The following is an 18,510-nucleotide window of genomic DNA, read 5'->3' as shown; positions in this document are numbered from 1 at the left end:
CGACATGCATAAGGCGAGTAGGAATAGAAGGTGTTCTTTACCTTTTATTCCTACTTAACTAAACCCTAGAGACAAGTTTTTAACGTGACGTCGCCATAACTGCACTAGTGCGTCTGTACTTCGCCGATGGCACATGGAGCAAAGAGTGCCCCTTTATTTCACATTGCCTTTTGCGGGCTTTTTTTCCATGAAAACTTTTGAAATGCACGGTAAGCTCTTCCGTTAAAATAAAAGAAAAAGCTGGTCATACCTCCTAATTTTATTAACCTTTTTGCAAGCTTATTGAGTTCTTTATGTGTTGCAACTTTATCATCTGATAAATAAACCCCTAATAACCCCCGGTTAATTAGTTTATGAAAATTTTCGTGTGGGATACCACTTAACTGTGAATCTGCTTGTTGAACAAAATGCTCTAATCTTTCCATCATTGCTGCTTCTGAATCATAGTAACTGCAAAAATTTAAATCTCCGCCCAACTCATCTTCCTCTTGATCAATTAGATAATCGAGTAAAATATGAAGGCCTTGTATATATGGAAAATAGCTGTCTCTAATTTGTAATGCTTGTTTTTCCTCAAAGTTCTCTTGAAAAGCATAGGCCACCAAACAAAAGATCCCAAGTGTTGACCCTGTACATGCTGAAAATTCATACCACTCCATCTTTGGTACATTGTTTTTATGACTCTCAAACCAATTCTCAAGCCTTGGTACTCGCTCATCTTTTTTCACATGCTTATGTACTTGCAGATCACAATAATAGCTTGAAAGCTCTAGTAAATGTTTAGATATCATCGGATAATGTTCTAAGTCAGAAAGGACATTTTGACATGTTTGAACTAAACAATGTAAATATCCTCCATCATCTTGGTCTTCTCTATATTTGTAATAATCCTTACACGGAGCACCACATGTTAATGCATCAAGCATGGATTGGTGCAGCATACGAAAATCAACCGGATCTAATGATGTACTTCGATCACAAAGATTGTCTAAATAATCACTTATTGTTTGGTAGGCAACAATAAACTCAATACATTGTTGTTTATGCGGCCCTGAAATCATAGCCAATATAGCTCCACCTTCACAATGGAATTCTTTATCTTGAATACTATTCAAGGCTTGAATACGTAATTCCTTATTTGGAATTTTTTCAGCTTGGGCCTTCCATTGTCCAATATAAAAATGAACAATTGGGAAGATCTCTCTATACACTTTCGTCATTAACCGTAACGGATGCTGTGGTACTGTCAAAGGGGGTGTCACCTCTTGTGTCTATTTTTAAAAGTTTGCACTGCCACTTTAAATAAAGTGACAAAATCAACAATATGCTTTAGAAACTAAATAGCAGATTCAGAATGAGCATCAAAAAAACGTTTGGCTGTTTCAAATACTTGTTCTCTTTCCGGCTCGTTAAAGATTTCATGATAAAGCCCTTTCCATTCTTTATAATTTTTCTCCAATAAATCCACTTTGTTAAACCACTCTTTCACAAGTGATTTATCTACAATTTTATCTTCTCCACCTTGCATAAGAAGAAGAGGAACTTCTTGAAATTTGCCAACTTGTTTTTGTGCTTCTTCCATCGCCTTTATTAATTCACGATACCATCTTACCGAAACCTTTGTCACATATAAAGAATCATTTTCATCGAGATCCTGAACAGATTTATTACGAGTTGCTATATTTACACTTAATTTTGAGTCAACTTTAAATGACGGTGCTATAAAATTTAACCCCCGAGAGGCTAACTCTAATGCTTTATTTGGCTTAAACAAAATCCCTAAACAAGGAGATGATAAGATAACAGCTTTTATTTCATGATGTTTTTCTTGAAGCGCCCTAATAACAACTAAACCGCCCATGCTATGTCCTAATAAAAATAAAGGCACCCCAAACTTTTTCGCTTCTGTTATCCATTGATTTACTTCTGTTATATATTCGTCAAATGATAAGATATGTCCTCTTCTTCTTGTTGATGTTCCTTGACCAGGTAAATCTCCCATGACAACATGGTAGCCTGACAAGCGCCACATTTCTACTAACCATTTGTAACGTCCGTGATGTTCTGCAGCCCCATGGATGATGACAATAACACCTTTTACCGGCTTAATTTCAGCTTCCCATTTCCACATTGCATTACCTTCTTTCACTTTCTTCTTTGTCTATGGTTATAATAAAATAGAGGAAAAGTATATTCTTTCCATATGAAAGGAATGAAAAACATGATCTATCCTTATAAAGAAAAAATTCCTAAAATCTCTGATTCAGCTTTTATTGCTGACTACGTTACAATTACTGGTGATGTTGAAATTGGAGATGAATCCAGCATCTGGTTTCAAACCGTGATTCGCGGTGATGTCTTCCCTACTATTATTGGAAAACGAGTAAATGTTCAAGATTTGTGCTGTTTACATCAAAGTCCTAACAAACCCCTTATTCTTGAGGATGATGTTACTGTTGGACATAGTGTTATCTTACATAGTTCAATTATTCGCCAAAAGGCATTAATTGGAATGGGGTCCGTCATTCTGGATGGTGCAGAGATTGGTGAAGGTGCATTTATTGGAGCTGGAAGTCTAGTCCCTCCCGGAAAAAAAATTCCTCCTAACACACTTGCACTTGGACGGCCTGCAAAGGTTGTAAGGACATTAACACCAGAAGATATAAAAGACATGGATAGAATTCGTCGTGAATATGTTGAAAAAGGACAGTATTACAAATCACTTCAATCAGAACAATCACAAAATATCTAGATTGATCTTAATGAGTAAGGAATATAATAATCTGTGTCAATTCCTTACTCTTTTACTTTAATGGTACCATCCCCTTATCCTGCTTACCACACTTCTACAAACAACTCATACTTTTTTTACTAAACAAATTGCCATTTCCGATCAATATTTATTTACATTTTCAGGAGCAATCGTTAATTTTGTGAATATTATGTGAAGGAATTTTTTACAATATCTTATTATTAACTAAATATTTCTCTACTAAAATAATAGAAAAGGGGTAAATAAAGGAGCGTACAAATGAAAACAAAGCTTATGTCCAACATGTATAATTTCGAATGCAAGCTGTTTCGAAGTGTTAATCGTCACTTCGATCAAAAAATGTTGAATTTCTATTTTCGAAACATTACCCACTTAGGTGGAGCTGTCTCAACAATAGCTGTCTGTTTATTTCTCATTTTTTTCACAAACGATCTTTTACAAATCATTGGAATAACCAGTGCTGTATCCCTTCTTTTCAGCCATCTGCCAGTTGCACTAGTGAAAAAGTTATATCCAAGAAAACGACCTTATCTTGCACTTATTGAAACAAAGGTACCTGCCAATCCTTTAGAAGATCACTCTTTTCCTTCTGGGCATACAACAGCAATCTTTTCTGTTATCATTCCATTTATTTTATTTATGCCTCAGCTAACCATGATCCTTTTGCCATTAGCTATTAGTGTAGGCCTTTCAAGAATGTATCTAGGATTGCACTATCCTTCTGATGTGTTAGCAGGCGGCTTATTAGGATGTTCAATTGGATTTCTTTGTTACACAATCATGACAAGGTTCTTTTTCCTGTCTTCGTTATAGTGACGAGCAAAACAAAAATAGTGCCTCATTTTAGGTACCTTTCATTTATTTTGTAACTGGAGGGATTGCATTGAGAATAGCTATTTTCACAGATACTTTTGCACCTGATGTTAACGGAGTTGCAAGAACCTTAAAACGCTTTACAGATTATCTTGAAAAGAATGGCTATGAATATAGGGTTTTTGCGCCTGTTAGCACAAAGGAAAGCATGTTTTCAAGCCATATCCACCGTTTCACAAGTTTACCATTTTTTCTTTATCCCGAATGCAGGTTGGCTCTGCCAAACATGCTACAGGTTAAAGCTGAGCTTCAACGGTTCAAACCAGATTTAGTTCATGTTGCAACTCCATTTAATGTTGGGCTTTGCGGTTTACATTATGCCAAAAAGCTCGGAATTCCAATAGTTGGATCTTATCATACAGACTTTGACCAATATTTAGAGTATTATGATTTTCAATTTTTATCGAAAGTATTATGGAAATATATGCACTGGTTCCATAAACCACTAAGAAAGATATTTGTTCCATCAAACGAAACATTGGAACAATTAAAACGAAAAGGATTTTCAAATCTTCGTATTTGGGGCAGAGGTGTGGATTGCCATTTATTTCATCCAAACTACAATCATGAAGAAATCCGTAAAAAATACCAGATAAAAGAAAAATATATCCTTTCGTATGTAGGAAGACTTGCACCAGAAAAAGATATCCAAACATTAATGAATGTCACAAAGGAACTTCCTAAGCACATTCAAAAAGATGTTCACTGGTTAATTGTTGGAGACGGACCTTCGAAAGAGGAGATGCAAAAAAACGCTCAAAGCAATATGACATTCGCCGGATATTTAAACGGTATCGAGCTTGCCAAAATTTATTCTTGTTCTGATTTATTTGTTTTCCCATCTCCGACTGAAACATTTGGAAATGTTGTTATAGAAGCATTGGCTTCTGGTACACCTGTTATTGGCGCAAACTCAGGGGGAGTAAAAAATATTATTAAACCGTTAGAAACCGGATTTTTATGTGAACCTAAAAATACAAATCAATTTATTCAAGCTATTATTCATTTATTAGAAGATTATTCTTTACGTAACAAAATGGGGAAAGCTGCTCGTGAATATGCCCTAACTCAAACATGGAATCATATTTTTGAAGGTTTATTAATGGAATATGAAGATGCATTAATAGATGAAAAACATGCACGTTATGCCTAAACCAATGAGGAGCCTTTTCGGCTCCTCATTGTTGTCTACTCTTCATTTGCAGCTTCTTCATGATGATGATGAATTGTTTCACTTTCCTCATCATGCTGTGATGGTTCAACACTATCACCTACTTGAATTTCAATTGAAGGCATAATATGATAACCTTCAGCATTAGTGTGAGCAGTGACCTGATAATGACCATCTGACTCAAATGTATAATCAATCGCATATTTTCCTTCTTCTATCAAATTAGCTGTGATTTTTTCTGATACTTCATCATGGTTGATTTCAAACACAACTTCAGCATTATCGACAAATTCTTTTCCGTATGTAACCATTGCTAAAATCGTTTCTTCCTGACCTTTATCAACATGTTCGTTTGCCTTAATTTGAACTTCTGGAGCTATCACCTCATCATCAGCATCATCATGCTGCATCTGATGGTCTGACTCATGAGCATTGGACTGATTTTGACAACCACTCATAGAGATTCCTATAACCAAAGACATTCCTATAAGAAAAGCTTTCATTTGCATCCTCCTGCATTTTACCTTTAATACATTAACTATACCACTGACTTCAGCAATAAAATGAATAAAACAATTGCATTTCTATGAACAAACCGGACCTTATTAATATACATGATTGAAGAAAAATATTCCAAATCCCATACAGATTTTCTTTTTTTATCATCCATAAAATCTTATGCTTCCAGCATGGTACAAAAAAAGAATGACCAGAAAAAGGCCATTCTTTTTATATTTTTACTGAAGTGCAGCTTTGCTAAGCGCTTCTGCTTTATCTGTTCTTTCCCATGGTAGATCTAAGTCATTGCGACCAAAATGTCCGTATGCAGCAGTTTGCTTATAAATCGGACGTCTTAAATCAAGCATTTTAATGATTCCAGCTGGACGCAGATCAAAGTTGTTGCGAACAACCTCTACTAATACATCCTCAGAAACCTTTCCTGTTCCAAACGTATCAATTGAGATTGAAACAGGTTGTGCTACACCAATTGCATAAGCTAATTGAACTTCACACTTTTCAGCTAGTCCTGCTGCTACAATATTTTTTGCTACATAACGAGCGGCATATGCTGCAGAACGGTCAACTTTTGTTGCATCTTTACCAGAGAATGCTCCGCCACCGTGACGTGCATATCCACCGTATGTATCAACGATGATTTTACGTCCAGTTAAACCTGCATCACCTTGTGGCCCTCCAATAACGAAACGGCCAGTTGGATTAATAAAATATTTTGTATTTTCATCAATTAATTCTTTAGGAACAACAGGGTTAATTACATATTCTTTTACATTACGTTGAATTTGTTCTAACGTAATCTCAGGATGATGTTGAGTAGAAATAACAATTGTATCAATACGAACTGGTTTATTATTTTCATCATATTCAACTGTTACTTGAGTTTTACCGTCTGGACGTAGGTAAGGAAGAATTTCTTCTTTACGTACCTCTGTTAAACGGCGAGATAGTTTATGTGCTAAAGAAATTGGCAGCGGCATTAATTCCTTTGTCTCATTACATGCAAAACCAAACATTAATCCTTGGTCTCCTGCACCAATAGCTTCAATTTCTTCGTCAGACATTTGGCCTTCACGTGCTTCAAGTGCTTGGTCAACGCCCATTGCAATATCTGCTGATTGCTCGTCAATAGAAGTTAAAACCGCACATGTTTCTGCATCAAAGCCATACTTTGCGCGAGTGTATCCGATATCTTTAATTGTTTCACGAACAATTTTAGGAATATCAACATACGTACTTGTTGTAATTTCTCCCGCTACTAACACTAATCCAGTTGTAACAGATGTTTCACACGCTACACGTGCATTAGGATCCTTGGAGATAATTGCATCAAGAATTGAATCTGAAATTTGGTCACAAATCTTATCTGGATGGCCTTCTGTTACAGACTCAGAAGTAAATAGATGTTTTTTAGACATAGTTAAAAGTTTCCTCCTCATATTTGTTCATTCAGTTGATCCGGAACTCTTCCCAAAGTATGACCTTTAGAAAATCACGTTGGCATATTTGTGAACAGAAGTATTATGTACCTTTACCACATGCTTGTCCTGGTAAAACTCTAATGAAGAAAATACTTATTTCTGTTATCAAAAAAACCTTTCCCTAAATGAGGAAAGGTTTGTTATCGTTCATCGCCTTTCGCTCTTATCGATCAAGGGCTTTCGCCTTGCTTCAGGTTAGCACCTTTGCGTCGGAAAATGTCGCCGGGAGTGCGTCTCTTTAACATAGTTCCACAGATTGGGGCTTTTTTGCCTAAGCAAGCTTTCGCTTGCTTAGAATGATGCATAGCATCATTCTTGACCTAACAAAAACACAACATGAAACAAAACGAGTTTTGTTTCATAACGTGCTTTTGTTAGGTCAGGCAAAAAAACTGCTAATACTATTGACTATATAATTAGTGCGCATTCGCCGCTTTCCTTTGATAGCAGGTTGCTGGGTTTCATAGGGCCTGTCCCTCCACCAGCTCGGGATAAGAGAATCCGTTCAAGGACATATCATAGCGCACTAACTTATTGGTGTCAACAAAAATCGACAGTGATTCCATATGAATTTTATTTAGCTTTCAGTTAAATCTTATTATTAATATTTCCCTTCATGTTCTCAAATATGAGATTAATTTTAGTTTGTACATTTTTTTTGAAAAGCCTTCACAAATAGTATGTTCTAATAATATAAATGTGTTATACTATTAATCACAAGGAATACTATTCAGAAAGAAGGTATGGGTATGGGGATGAATATGACAGACATAACAGCTGAGCTTAATCAGCTTGTTAATGGGAAAAATGCAAAGCATAACTTATCGGTTTCACAGCTAGTTGAAAAAGTACTTGAAAAAAAAGAAGGTGTTCTTACTTCAACAGGAGCTATTAGAGCGACAACTGGAGCATATACTGGAAGGTCCCCTCAAGACAAATTTATTGTAGAAGAATCCTCTACTAAAAACATTATTAATTGGGGTTCTATAAACCAGCCTATTTCCTCAGAGGTATTTGATCAACTCCATAGTAAAATGATTTCTTACTTAAAAGAACGAGATGAGATTTTTATTTTTGAGGGTTTCGCTGGAGCGGATAAGCGCTATCAACTTCCATTAAAAGTGATAAATGAATTTGCATGGCATAATCTATTTGCTAGCCAGCTTTTCATCCCTAATGATGGAGAAGAAACCCTAACATATGAAAAACCTTTTACAATTTTATCAGCTCCGCATTTTAAAGCAGATCCTAAGATGGATGGAACAAAATCTGAAACCTTTATTATCATTTCTTTTGAAAAGAGAACTATTTTAATTGGCGGAACGGAATATGCTGGAGAGATGAAAAAATCCGTTTTTTCTGTTATGAACCTTTTATTACCTGAAAAAAACATTCTTCCAATGCATTGTTCAGCAAATGTTGGTTTTGAAGGGGATGTAGCATTGTTTTTCGGTTTATCTGGAACTGGAAAAACCACATTGTCTGCTGATCCAAACCGACGTCTTATTGGTGATGACGAACACGGATGGTCAACGTCTGGAGTATTTAATATTGAAGGTGGGTGCTATGCAAAATGCATCAACTTAACAATAGAAAAGGAACCTCAGATTTATAATGCTATTCGATATGGATCTGTTCTTGAAAATGTTGTCATTGATGAATTAACTAGAGAAGCAGATTATAGTAACCCTTTTTATACTGAAAATACAAGAGCAGCCTACTCCCTATCTGCTATTGATAAGGCTATTGTTCCTAGTATCGCTGGTCATCCGCAAACAATTGTCTTTTTAACAGCAGATGCGTTTGGAGTCCTTCCTCCAATAAGTAAACTATCGAGAGAACAGGCAATGTATCATTTTTTAAGTGGATATACAAGTAAATTAGCCGGAACAGAAAGAGGTGTAACAGCACCTGAAGCCACGTTTTCAACTTGTTTTGGTTCCCCATTTCTTCCACTTGAAGCAACACGCTATGCAAATATGCTAGGTCAAAAAATTGATGAACACGATGTTCAAGTTTTTCTCGTAAATACTGGTTGGACCGGTGGAGCATATGGTGAAGGAAAACGAATGAAACTGCAGTATACTCGCTCAATGGTACAGGCGGCTGTCGAAGGAGACCTTGATCATATCGAAACTGTAAAGGATGAGGTATTCGGACTAAATATTCCTATTCATGTCCCTGGTGTTCCCGATGATGTGCTACAACCTCATAAAACATGGAATTCTCAAGAACAATATTACGTAAAAGCCAATGAATTGGCGACAAAGTTTAAAGATAATTTTAAAAAGTTTAAACATCTATCACCACATATCGAAAAACTTGGGGGACCAATTAATTAACATTAATTTTATTTCCACTCAGGGCTTTAGGAGGGTTGTCTCATTTCAGAGAGGCCCTTTTTCAATGCTCTAAGGGGTAATCTGTCTGGGATAAAAAGAGACCTTATACGGGTCCCTTTTTATGTTGCGTTAATTTGTTGAATTTAAGTTTATTAAACGATAGGTGATAATCGTACTTGTGTTTGTTAATTCTAGTTTTTGAACAATAGCTTGTCCTGTAACTTCTCCACTTTTGGATTTTCTTACCTCTATCGGAATATCTATTGGATAAATACGGTATCCATCTTTTATTAGCTCAAATGTATTTTCATCTATACGAACTTCTTTACCTTTTGTTACAATCATTGTATTAAATTCAACTGGCATTCCCATTTGAATTCCTCCTCTTCTTACTGATTGGACACTTCTATCATACCATCATTGCTTTTATCGTTAAACTTGAAACGACTGTTTTTTCATCCAAAAGCAAAGTTTTTGAAGAGTATCACGATTAATGTTTGGTGGAAAGTAGTGAGTAAACTCCTTAAAATACCAGCACTCTACTTGTTTTCCTAATTCTTTAAGTCGTTTCTCCAGTCTGTAAGCATGTTCAACAGATACATTTTTATCATTTACCCCATGAATGATTAACACTGGTGCATGGATCCTTTCAAGCTCATATAAAGGTGTTCTCCACTTATACCTTTTAGGAAACTTTGATGGTGTCCCGCCGATGACTCTTTTCATCATTCTTCGTAAATCTTCCCGTTCAACATAGGTTAAGCTCATATCCGTTACCCCACCCCATGTAACAACTGAACATAATTTTTCCTCTACGATTCCTGCTAATAAAGCCATGACTCCTCCCCTTGAAAAACCAAATGCATGGATTCGCCCTTGTCGTACTGAAGAATGATTTTTCAAGATTTCTATAGCAGAAATTGCATCATAGCGATCTTCCCCTGCGAAATCTTCATTTCCTTCTCCACCTTGGTTCCCACGGTAAAAAGGTGCCATAACTACAAACCCCTCTGAAGCAAATTGAACAATTCTTCCTGCCCTTACCATACCAACATTTTTTATTCCACCTCGTAAATATAATAATCCATCATATGTACCCTCTTTCTTCGGCTCTGCAAGTAGCCCTTTAACCTTTAATCCATTTGACCAATATGTCACGATCCATAAATTAATGTGGGGGTTAGGTGACGGATATTTTACCTTATTTATCACTTTACCATTCATTTGTCTTCACTCTTTCTCTGTTATCTCATCAAATTTTCATTCTGCTTACTTACTTAAGGAAAGTTGTCCGTTTTAAGTTTTCCCAATTCAGCGTGAATCATTTTTCCTAGGCATTCACACATTTTTAGGAATTGTCATAAATTATTCTATATCCGTTAGTAATTGAGCGTCATATTATAACGAATAATATATGTTTCGTATTTTATCTTACAAAATTCAATGATGCTATGCATCAAGGAGGTTAAAGCAAAATGAAAAGATGGTTAGCTTTGCTATGTGTTGCATTCCTTTTCCTCTTTACGTTTACTGCCTGCAGTCAAAACAAAACCGAAACCATTCGACTTGCTGAAGTAACTCACTCCATTTTCTATGCTCCTTTATATGTCGCGATGGCAGAAGGTTTTTTTGAAGAGGAGGGTCTTGATGTGAAATTAACAACTACTTGGGGCGGAGATAAAACAATGACAGCTCTCTTGTCCGATGGAGCTGATATTGCCTTAGTGGGATCTGAAACGTCTATCTATGTTCATGCACAAGGCTCAAATGATCCAATCATTAACTTTGCTCAGCTTACACAAACAGATGGGACATTTCTTGTTAGCCGAGAGAAAATTGATTCATTTGCTTGGGAGCAGTTAAAAGGAAGCACCTTTTTAGGTCAACGAAAAGGCGGAATGCCTCAAATGGTAGGAGAGTTTGTATTAAAACAACATGGAATTGATCCTCATTCAGACCTCGAATTAATTCAAAATGTAGATTTTGCTAATATTCCTAGCGCCTTTGCCTCTGGAACTGGTGATTTTGTGCAATTATTTGAGCCAACTGCAAGTATTTTTGAAAAAGAAGGTACTGGACATATCGTCGCTTCCTTTGGAACTGAATCTGGCAATGTACCATATACAACTTTTATGAGCAAACAAAGCTTCTTGGAAAAAAATGAAGAAACCGTTAAAAAATTTACAGCTGCCATATACAAAGCCCAGCAATGGGTTGAAGAAAAGAGTGTAGAGGAAATCGCAGCATCCATTGCTCCACAATTTGAAGATACAGAGCTTGAAATTATTGAAACAGTTGTTGAGCGATATAAGGAACAAGGATCTTTTGCAACAGATCCAATTTTAGGGGAAGAGGAATGGAATAACTTACAAAACATTATGGACGAAGCAGGAGAACTTCCAATGCGTGTTAATTATGAAACACTTGTTAACACCTCTTATGCAGAAGAAGTTGCTAATTAGGAAGGAGAATCCTTTATGTCATTTTTACTCGTAGAAGATGTTCGTCATATCTATTTAACAGAAGACCGTGCAACTGTAGCACTTGAAGGTATTCAACTGGCTGTGGAGGAAGGGGAATTTGTCTCCTTCCTTGGGCCAAGTGGGTGTGGTAAAACAACATTGCTTTCGATTATCGCGGGCCTTATAAAACCTATCGAAGGTAAAGTGAAACTTGCTAATTCACTTATTACAAAGCCCGATTCTGTTATAGGATACATGCTTCAGCAGGATTATTTATTTCCGTGGAAAACCATCGAAGAGAATGTTACGTTAGGTCTAAAAATTACCGGACAAAAAACATATGAGAATACGAAAGCAACATTAGAAATGTTAAAAAATATGGGTCTTGATCAGGTAGAAAAGCAGTTTCCTCACCAACTTTCCGGCGGTATGAGACAGCGAGCTGCTTTAGTTCGAACGTTAGCGACAAATCCTAAGATTCTTCTACTTGATGAACCTTTTTCAGCACTTGACTATCAAACGAAATTAAAGCTTGAGGATTTAGTCGTCAAGACTTTAAAGGATTTTAATAAAACAGCTCTTCTGGTGACACATGATATCGGAGAAGCCATAGCAATGAGTGACAGAATTTTTGTTTTTTCTGCTAGACCTGGAAAAATAAACAGAACGTATTTAGTTCCAAAAGAACTACGAGAACTGCCACCGTTTCATGCAAGACAGCATCCTTCGTTTTCTACATTATTCCAACAAATATGGAAGGAGTTAGATCAGCATGAAACAGAATGAAAACATTGACCTCCTTCATCAAAGTTATAAACGTAATTTAGCACGGGAGAAAAAGTGGGTACGATTTTATCAACTATTAATTTTTATCAGTTTTTTCAGTCTCTGGGAGCTTGCAGGACGAAGGGAATGGGTTGATCCGCTTTTATTCAGCTCTCCTTCTAAAGTCTGGAACCTTTTTATAACGAAAATAAATGATGGAACACTTCTCCCACATATTGGTGTTACATTATTCGAGACAGTTCTAGGGTTTATCTTAGGTACATTACTTGGCGTCATCCTCGCTGCTTTGCTTTGGTGGTCACCAAGATTATCAAAGGTTTTAGATCCTTATCTTGTTATCCTAAATGCGATGCCTAAAGTAGCATTAGGACCTATTTTAATTGTTGGCTTAGGTCCAGGTTTTGTATCCATTATCGCCATGGGAACCATTATATCAGTGATTATTACAACCATTGTTGTATACACTTCTTTTAAAGAAGTAGACTCAAATTATATCAAGGTTTTACAGACATTTGGTGCAAGTAAAAGGCAAATTTTTAGAGAAACGGTATTACCTGCCTCGTTTCCAACGATTGTGTCTACCTTAAAGGTAAATGTCGGTTTATCATGGGTAGGAGTAATTGTCGGAGAATTTCTCGTTTCAGCAAAAGGGTTAGGGTATATGATTATTTATGGGTTCCAAGTGTTTAACTTCACCCTTGTTCTCTTGAGCTTATTAATTATCGCTGTCTTTGCAACAATCATGTATCAAGGTGTGGAACTATTAGAAAAAAAGCTTGTGAAATCAGAAAAAAGAGGCTGAATGAGACTTTCCCATCTAGTGGGATCTGTCACATGTCGCCTCTTATTTTTATTCTTTTCTTTACTTCTTCTAAGCTTTTCTGTAAAACATCGTCTTTCATAATAAAGCTGAACTGTTTATTTGTCTGGATATCCTCAGGGAGTTTATCTAATAATACAGGTCCATATGTTTCAAAATATCCATCTTGCTTTTCAAGTCGATTGATTCTAGCAAAATAAATATTTTTTACAATCACCTTCTCTTTACCTTTTACTTTATATTGACCTATATATTCAATGTCGTGAATGATTCCCCCCGTTTCCTCTTTCACCTCTCTAATTGCTGCTTCCAGGGCTGTTTCATTTGCTTCAACCTTGCCGCCAGGAAACTCAAACCCGCGATCAGAATGCTTTGTTAATAGCCATTTCTGTTTGTGTCGACAAACAACCCATACATGTTTTGGTTCTTTTGAGAACGGATGATCATCAAACGACAGTAATACTTCATTGTGATAATAATCAATAAATCGGTACATAATTTATCCCTCTATTTTTCCTTATCTATTCAAATCTTATCACAATGTTAAAATTCTGTGTAAGAGTTTATTCCTGTTCATCAATTTTAGACATCAGTTGCTGTGAACGAATAAGCTCTTTTGCTTCCTCATCACCTAATTCATATATCATTCGATAGATTTTTTTATTTATATCGTCAATTGCATCATTTTCTCGATCATAATGATATTGTACATATGGTGTATGTGCACGAAGGAACCCTTGAAAATCAGCAGAATAGACCTGATCAAAATACTCACGAAGCTGAATTATCTCTTCGTCTGTTGCTTCAATTTTAAAATCCCAAGCAGAAACGGTGCTTAATTGTGAGATTTGTCCATTCCCTACTGTAATATAATATGTCTTCTTTGTATTCTCCATGATGCCCACTCCTTCATTTTTTCCTTCCATTAGCTTTTGCCCTTATCATTTGCATTATTCTCAATGTCTATAAGAAATGCGCAAGCGCCTTATGCTTGTCGGGCTAGGCGCTTGCGCTAGACACTAAAACTAAGTATATAACATTCGTTAAAAGCTAACGATAAATACTGGTACGCTACGAATGGAGGATGTCAAAAGTGAATCATCAAATCTTTTTTAATCATGATCATAGTCAATTTCGAGCTGACGAGGAAGATGTTTCGGCATATATACAATCTATTATTCGTCATACAAATAAACAAGAAATTCTCAGTTGGATGAAAGATCTTCCAGAACACGAACTCAAATCCATCATTATTCCGTTTATAACAGATAAAATGTCTAAGGAAATAGGAGAAAAGGAATTTTAAAGAACTATTTTGCGAAGTCTTATCAATGAAAAGAAGGGACTGTCCAATTAATAAAAAAGGCAGTCCCTTACATCTTATTTACCTAAGAATGATTTTAACATCCAATTATGCTTTTCTAAACTCTGGTGAATTGCGAGAAGCATATCACCTGTTGTTTCATCGCCAACTTCTGCTGCTAGATCCATTCCTTCTTTTAGCTCTTCTGCCAACTTACTGAAATCTTCATAAAGGCTTTGAACCATTTGCTGTGCTGTTTCACTTCCTTCCGCTTCATTCACAGATGAAAGCTCTAAGCATTCTTTCATAGTTGCTACCGGTGCACCATCAAGAGCTAATAAACGTTCAGCTAACTCATCAATATGAACAGCTGCTTCATTGTAAAACTCCTCAAACTTTTCATGTAAAGTAAAGAAATTTTCTCCTTTTACAAACCAATGATAGTTATGTAATTTTACATACAACACCGTCCAGTTTGCTATTTGTTTGTTTACTGTTGCGATTAATTTTTCTGACATGATTATTCCTCCTTTTTTATCTACTATTTGTTTACCCCAAATAGTTTGCTCCAAAACCATTACGTTAAACATTCTTTACCTCAGAACCAATTTTTCATGATAAGATTAAGGAAAAATAGCTGCTCGGTACAGGAGGAAATATAGTGAAAGTTGTTTTTATTATTTGCATTATCATTGTAATTGTCGTACTTTTATTAAGCGTTATAACAACTAGCAAAGCCTATCAATACAAACATACAATCGATCCTATCAAAAAACCTGAAGAGCAACCAAATAAAGAACAAGATGACTAAAATTAGAAAAAACACGCTTGTGCGTGTTTTTTAATAGCTCTCATATACATAAGGAGTATCTGGTTGTTCAACTTCTTCAATACTAGATACATCAATTGAAGGTAACGTCCAATCTTGATAGGTTGTAGTTGTTAATGTTCCCTCCAGTTTTACCCACTTATCATCACCAATTTGGTTCGCATCAGGGTAAGTTGCTAATGTTCCAAACACAGATGCATCCGCTACACAACAGGACAAACCAAACCTCGCGATAACAAATTGATCTTCTTCAAAGTCATGTTCTCGGAAAACAAACCCCAAGATCTCAACTTTTTTCCCAATAAATTTTTCAGGATTTTGATCTAAAATGGTTGTCATAGCAATATAGTTTTCTTCAGTAAATTGAATGGTATCCATTTCAAGCATTTCTTTTTCTAGCTGAGCATAAATATCCTCAGGACGCTCTTGAACTTCAAACCCCTCTGGATGTTCAAGGGGGATATCTGGAATGTTTTCCGAAGACGCTAAAACCTTATCTCCTATCCTCTCATCTAGTTCTCTCATGTAAGCTTCAGGATCCTCAAGGTATGCTTCAGCTTTATCAGTTCCAGTTTCTTGATTTGCTGTTTGTGTATCTGCTGTTGCAAAAGTTTTAAAGCCTCGTTTAGCTGCTACAGAACTATCCAATACAACCTCAGGGAACAGAAAGCCTGTTACAATCGGAATGATGAACAATAGATAAACAAAAAAGGAGCGAACTGGGGAAGACGGAGCGGCATGATCTACTCCACAATCACAATAAAGCTCTGCTTGCTTCTTTGACCCGCTTCTCCATATTTGAATGACACCTAACATTAAAAATACAACAATCGCAAAATACATAAACGGCATCATTTTTGGCGCAATAAAATTGACCATATTTCCCGTAACGAGTAGTTTAATCATCAGCAAGGTAAAGCCAATTAGTATGATGCCACGAAGATATACTTGAAATCGATAATGATTTTGTTGGTTATCCATACCGGAAATCCTCCCCTCTTAAAGAAAAATTGCTTGATATATAATGATCGAAAGATAAACAACGATAGTGACGATACCAATGAATGCAGCAACAAACTTTGCTTTAAAAAATGCAAATAGCATAATCGTATTTTTTAAATCAATCATTGGTCCGTAAACTAAAAATGCAATTAATGAACCAGCTGTAAAAGTACCTCCGAAAGTAGCTGCAACAAAAGCATCAGCCTCAGAACATAATGATAGAATATATCCAAATCCCATCATAATTGCTGGGGAAAGAAATTCACTGCTGCCAAGCTCTGTTAAAAGTGTTCGATCAAGAAAGGTTTGAAACAAACTTGCAATAAATGCCCCAATAATTAAAAACTTTCCCATTTCAAAAAATTCATCACTTGCATGAAACAAAGTAGATTTTAATTTCCCCACCTTTTCTTCACTTTTTAATTGAACAGTACCAGTTAATTCTTCCTTTGTAAATTTGAGCTGATTTCCATTTTTAAAAAGAAGATACATAATAAACCCAATGATAATAGACAGAACAAATGCCAGCCCCATTCTTGCATAGGCAATATGAAGTTGTGAAGAAAAAGCATAATAAGTTGAAGCAAACACTACAGGATTTAAGATTGGAGCCCCTACTAAAAATACCACTCCAAGATGCAAAGGCATTCCTTTTTTCATCAGCCTTCTTACAATTGGGACAATGGCACACTCACAAATCGGAAAGATCGCTCCAAGTAGGGCAGCAGGTAAAAGAGCTAAAATAGCATTCTTTGGTAACGCTCGTTTAATAAATTCCTCCGAAACAAATGTTTGAATAAGCGCAGAAACAAAAACACCTAATAAAATAAACGGAATGGCTTCTAGTAAAATACTTAAAAACATTGTATTAACAGTCAATAGTTCAGACGGAATATTCCATTCAATATCTTGGAAATCAACGAATAAAAACAAATAAAAGAACAATCCTATTAAAGCTAATGCAAGGGATTCTCTTAATAATGGTAGTACAGATCTATTCATATACGAACTCCTAACCTATTATTCTTTTTTCTATATCATACTAGTTTTCAAAAAAGATTATGACCTATAATTTGAAATCCTTTTTCCTTTTCCTGCATTTTCAGTTTGTTTACAAGCTTTTAGAGTACACAAGAAGATTTAATCGTTGAAGTTTTCTATCGACTTACAGTATACTCTCAATATCGAGTAAGTGAGAGGGGATCAAAATGACAAGAAAGATTAACTTACCACCAAAAAAAGAACGTCATAGACTTTTTGGCTCCGTTGAACCAGGAGTTAAGCTGAAGCCAACTGAAAAAGATAAAATGCCGGATCTACAAAATACAAAAAAAGATTTTCTTTTTACTATAGATGCAGTTGGAATTAGTAATGTGAAACACCCTATTATCATACATTCTGATTTACTTCCAAAACAACAAACAACGATTGCTAGTTTTAAAATGACAAGTAAAATTGCACACGACTCAAAAGGAACAAATATGAGTCGTTTTACAGAGCAATTAGAGAAATATCGCCAAAACGGAGGATTTCACCTTACACTAGCAAATCTATATGACTTTACAAAAGAGCTTGCTGAACGACTTAAACAGCAGGATGCTAGTATTGAAATATCATTTCCATGGTTCTATGAAAGAAAAGGTCCTAGCTCTGAGTTAGTCGGTCTCAATCATGCAGAAGCTACAATTTCCGTTTCTTATGAGAATGGAATAGGATTTACAAGTTCTGCCTCATTAAAATGTGCTGTAACAACTCTTTGTCCATGTTCTAAGGAAATTAGTGAATATTCCGCTCATAATCAACGCGGCTATGTCACAATGAATGTTGAATTTACTGATGACTATCGGGAAGAAATTGACTGGAAAAAAGCACTATTAGAAGCAGCTGAAACAAATGCCAGCGCGATGATTCACCCTGTACTAAAACGTACAGATGAAAAAGTGGTAACTGAAACTGCCTATGAAAACCCTCGATTTGTAGAGGATATGGTGAGACTAGTAGCTGCTGACCTATATGAACTAGAATTTGTTCAAGCTTTTTCAGTTGAATGTCGTAACGAAGAATCAATTCACTTGCATGATGCAATTGCAAACTTGAGTTATCGCAAGAATTAAGAACAAAAGCGCAAACGCCTCGATCAGTCTCGGACAAA

21 protein-coding genes are annotated in these 18,510 nt (G+C 35.9%); 10 read left to right on the top strand and 11 right to left on the bottom strand.

Annotated features, from left to right (window positions below):
- Positions 1 to 158: 158 nt before the first annotated feature.
- Together AC4GZ8_RS15240 and AC4GZ8_RS15235 are read right to left on the bottom strand one after the other, a co-directional pair.
- The gene (locus AC4GZ8_RS15240; protein ID WP_491082752.1) at positions 159 to 1,250 is read right to left on the bottom strand and encodes a tetraprenyl-beta-curcumene synthase family protein; all 1,092 of its coding nucleotides are present in this window, start codon (positions 1,248 to 1,250) and stop codon (positions 159 to 161) included.
- A gap of 86 nt (positions 1,251 to 1,336) precedes the next feature.
- Positions 1,337 to 2,131 carry an alpha/beta hydrolase gene (locus AC4GZ8_RS15235; RefSeq protein ID WP_491082751.1) on the bottom strand — a complete coding sequence of 265 codons (795 nt, stop codon included), beginning with the start codon at positions 2,129 to 2,131 and terminating at the stop codon, positions 1,337 to 1,339.
- Positions 2,132 to 2,221: 90 nt separating this feature from the next.
- Here AC4GZ8_RS15235 and AC4GZ8_RS15230 point away from each other — a divergent pair, with 90 nt between their 5' ends.
- The 3 genes from AC4GZ8_RS15230 (at position 2,222) to AC4GZ8_RS15220 (ending at position 4,799) form a co-directional block, all read left to right on the top strand.
- Positions 2,222 to 2,752 carry a gamma carbonic anhydrase gene (locus AC4GZ8_RS15230; RefSeq protein WP_491082750.1) on the top strand — a complete coding sequence of 177 codons (531 nt, stop codon included), beginning with the start codon at positions 2,222 to 2,224 and terminating at the stop codon, positions 2,750 to 2,752.
- Positions 2,753 to 3,031: 279 nt separating this feature from the next.
- Positions 3,032 to 3,586: a phosphatase PAP2 family protein gene (locus AC4GZ8_RS15225; RefSeq protein WP_491082749.1), complete on the top strand. Its 555-nt coding sequence runs from the start codon at positions 3,032 to 3,034 to the stop codon at positions 3,584 to 3,586.
- A 70-nt stretch (positions 3,587 to 3,656) separates the two neighbouring features.
- Positions 3,657 to 4,799 (top strand): glycosyltransferase family 4 protein, encoded by a 1,143-nt coding sequence (locus tag AC4GZ8_RS15220; RefSeq protein WP_491082748.1) that lies wholly within the window; start codon positions 3,657 to 3,659, stop codon positions 4,797 to 4,799.
- Between the two features lie 35 nt (positions 4,800 to 4,834).
- Here the strand turns inward: AC4GZ8_RS15220 and AC4GZ8_RS15215 are convergent, their stop codons facing one another.
- Positions 4,835 to 5,320 carry a FixH family protein gene (locus AC4GZ8_RS15215; protein ID WP_491082747.1) on the bottom strand — a complete coding sequence of 162 codons (486 nt, stop codon included), beginning with the start codon at positions 5,318 to 5,320 and terminating at the stop codon, positions 4,835 to 4,837.
- A 234-nt stretch (positions 5,321 to 5,554) separates the two neighbouring features.
- Positions 5,555 to 6,751 (bottom strand): methionine adenosyltransferase, encoded by a 1,197-nt coding sequence (gene metK, locus AC4GZ8_RS15210; protein WP_491082746.1) that lies wholly within the window; start codon positions 6,749 to 6,751, stop codon positions 5,555 to 5,557.
- Between the two features lie 818 nt (positions 6,752 to 7,569).
- Between metK and pckA the strand changes: the two genes are divergently transcribed.
- On the top strand, positions 7,570 to 9,156 hold the full coding sequence (gene pckA / locus AC4GZ8_RS15205; protein WP_491082887.1) for a phosphoenolpyruvate carboxykinase (ATP): 1,587 nt from the start codon (positions 7,570 to 7,572) through the stop codon (positions 9,154 to 9,156).
- Positions 9,157 to 9,285: 129 nt separating this feature from the next.
- Here the strand turns inward: pckA and AC4GZ8_RS15200 are convergent, their stop codons facing one another.
- Both AC4GZ8_RS15200 and AC4GZ8_RS15195 read right to left on the bottom strand, forming a co-directional pair.
- Entirely contained in the window at positions 9,286 to 9,528 is a 243-nt protein-coding gene (locus AC4GZ8_RS15200; RefSeq protein ID WP_491082745.1) for a DUF2584 domain-containing protein, read from the bottom strand.
- Positions 9,529 to 9,588: 60 nt separating this feature from the next.
- The gene (locus tag AC4GZ8_RS15195) at positions 9,589 to 10,380 is read right to left on the bottom strand and encodes an alpha/beta hydrolase family protein (RefSeq protein ID WP_491082744.1); all 792 of its coding nucleotides are present in this window, start codon (positions 10,378 to 10,380) and stop codon (positions 9,589 to 9,591) included.
- Between the two features lie 251 nt (positions 10,381 to 10,631).
- Here AC4GZ8_RS15195 and AC4GZ8_RS15190 point away from each other — a divergent pair, with 251 nt between their 5' ends.
- The 3 genes from AC4GZ8_RS15190 to AC4GZ8_RS15180 are packed head-to-tail and all read left to right on the top strand — an operon-like array spanning position 10,632 to position 13,206.
- The gene (locus tag AC4GZ8_RS15190; protein ID WP_491082743.1) at positions 10,632 to 11,618 is read left to right on the top strand and encodes an ABC transporter substrate-binding protein; all 987 of its coding nucleotides are present in this window, start codon (positions 10,632 to 10,634) and stop codon (positions 11,616 to 11,618) included.
- A gap of 15 nt (positions 11,619 to 11,633) precedes the next feature.
- A complete protein-coding gene (locus tag AC4GZ8_RS15185) occupies positions 11,634 to 12,404 on the top strand; it encodes an ABC transporter ATP-binding protein (protein ID WP_491082742.1) in 771 nt (256 codons plus the stop codon).
- Entirely contained in the window at positions 12,391 to 13,206 is an 816-nt protein-coding gene (locus AC4GZ8_RS15180; protein WP_491082741.1) for an ABC transporter permease, read from the top strand. The genes AC4GZ8_RS15185 and AC4GZ8_RS15180 overlap by 14 nt, the downstream gene beginning before the upstream one ends.
- A gap of 28 nt (positions 13,207 to 13,234) precedes the next feature.
- Here AC4GZ8_RS15180 and ytkD read toward each other — a convergent pair whose 3' ends face one another.
- Complete coding sequence (gene ytkD / locus AC4GZ8_RS15175; protein ID WP_491082740.1) at positions 13,235 to 13,720, bottom strand: RNA deprotection pyrophosphohydrolase; 486 nt, start codon at positions 13,718 to 13,720, stop codon at positions 13,235 to 13,237.
- A 67-nt stretch (positions 13,721 to 13,787) separates the two neighbouring features.
- Entirely contained in the window at positions 13,788 to 14,120 is a 333-nt protein-coding gene (locus AC4GZ8_RS15170) for a hydrolase (protein WP_491082739.1), read from the bottom strand.
- Positions 14,121 to 14,317: 197 nt separating this feature from the next.
- Here AC4GZ8_RS15170 and AC4GZ8_RS15165 point away from each other — a divergent pair, with 197 nt between their 5' ends.
- A complete protein-coding gene (locus tag AC4GZ8_RS15165; RefSeq protein WP_491082738.1) occupies positions 14,318 to 14,530 on the top strand; it encodes a hypothetical protein in 213 nt (70 codons plus the stop codon).
- Positions 14,531 to 14,604: 74 nt separating this feature from the next.
- On the opposite strand, the gene AC4GZ8_RS15160 is transcribed toward AC4GZ8_RS15165, so the two are convergent.
- Positions 14,605 to 15,045: a Dps family protein gene (locus AC4GZ8_RS15160; RefSeq protein ID WP_491082737.1), complete on the bottom strand. Its 441-nt coding sequence runs from the start codon at positions 15,043 to 15,045 to the stop codon at positions 14,605 to 14,607.
- A gap of 143 nt (positions 15,046 to 15,188) precedes the next feature.
- On the opposite strand from AC4GZ8_RS15160, the gene ytzI reads away from it, so the two are divergent.
- Positions 15,189 to 15,338, top strand: a complete 150-nt coding sequence (gene ytzI / locus AC4GZ8_RS15155) for a YtzI protein (RefSeq protein ID WP_491082736.1) — start codon at positions 15,189 to 15,191, stop codon at positions 15,336 to 15,338.
- 30 nt (positions 15,339 to 15,368) lie between these two features.
- Here the strand turns inward: ytzI and AC4GZ8_RS15150 are convergent, their stop codons facing one another.
- Both AC4GZ8_RS15150 and AC4GZ8_RS15145 read right to left on the bottom strand, forming a co-directional pair.
- The gene (locus tag AC4GZ8_RS15150; protein ID WP_491082735.1) at positions 15,369 to 16,337 is read right to left on the bottom strand and encodes a TIGR03943 family putative permease subunit; all 969 of its coding nucleotides are present in this window, start codon (positions 16,335 to 16,337) and stop codon (positions 15,369 to 15,371) included.
- A gap of 18 nt (positions 16,338 to 16,355) precedes the next feature.
- Complete coding sequence (locus tag AC4GZ8_RS15145; protein ID WP_491082734.1) at positions 16,356 to 17,360, bottom strand: permease; 1,005 nt, start codon at positions 17,358 to 17,360, stop codon at positions 16,356 to 16,358.
- A gap of 206 nt (positions 17,361 to 17,566) precedes the next feature.
- On the opposite strand from AC4GZ8_RS15145, the gene folE2 reads away from it, so the two are divergent.
- Entirely contained in the window at positions 17,567 to 18,472 is a 906-nt protein-coding gene (folE2, locus tag AC4GZ8_RS15140; protein ID WP_491082733.1) for a GTP cyclohydrolase FolE2, read from the top strand.
- The last annotated feature ends 38 nt before the right edge of the window (positions 18,473 to 18,510 follow it).

Source organism: Metabacillus sp. RB-C-LZQ-3-1, assembly GCF_058315175.1.
Note: the sequence above shows the minus strand (reverse complement) of the source record. Positions and strands in the feature narration are given on the sequence as shown.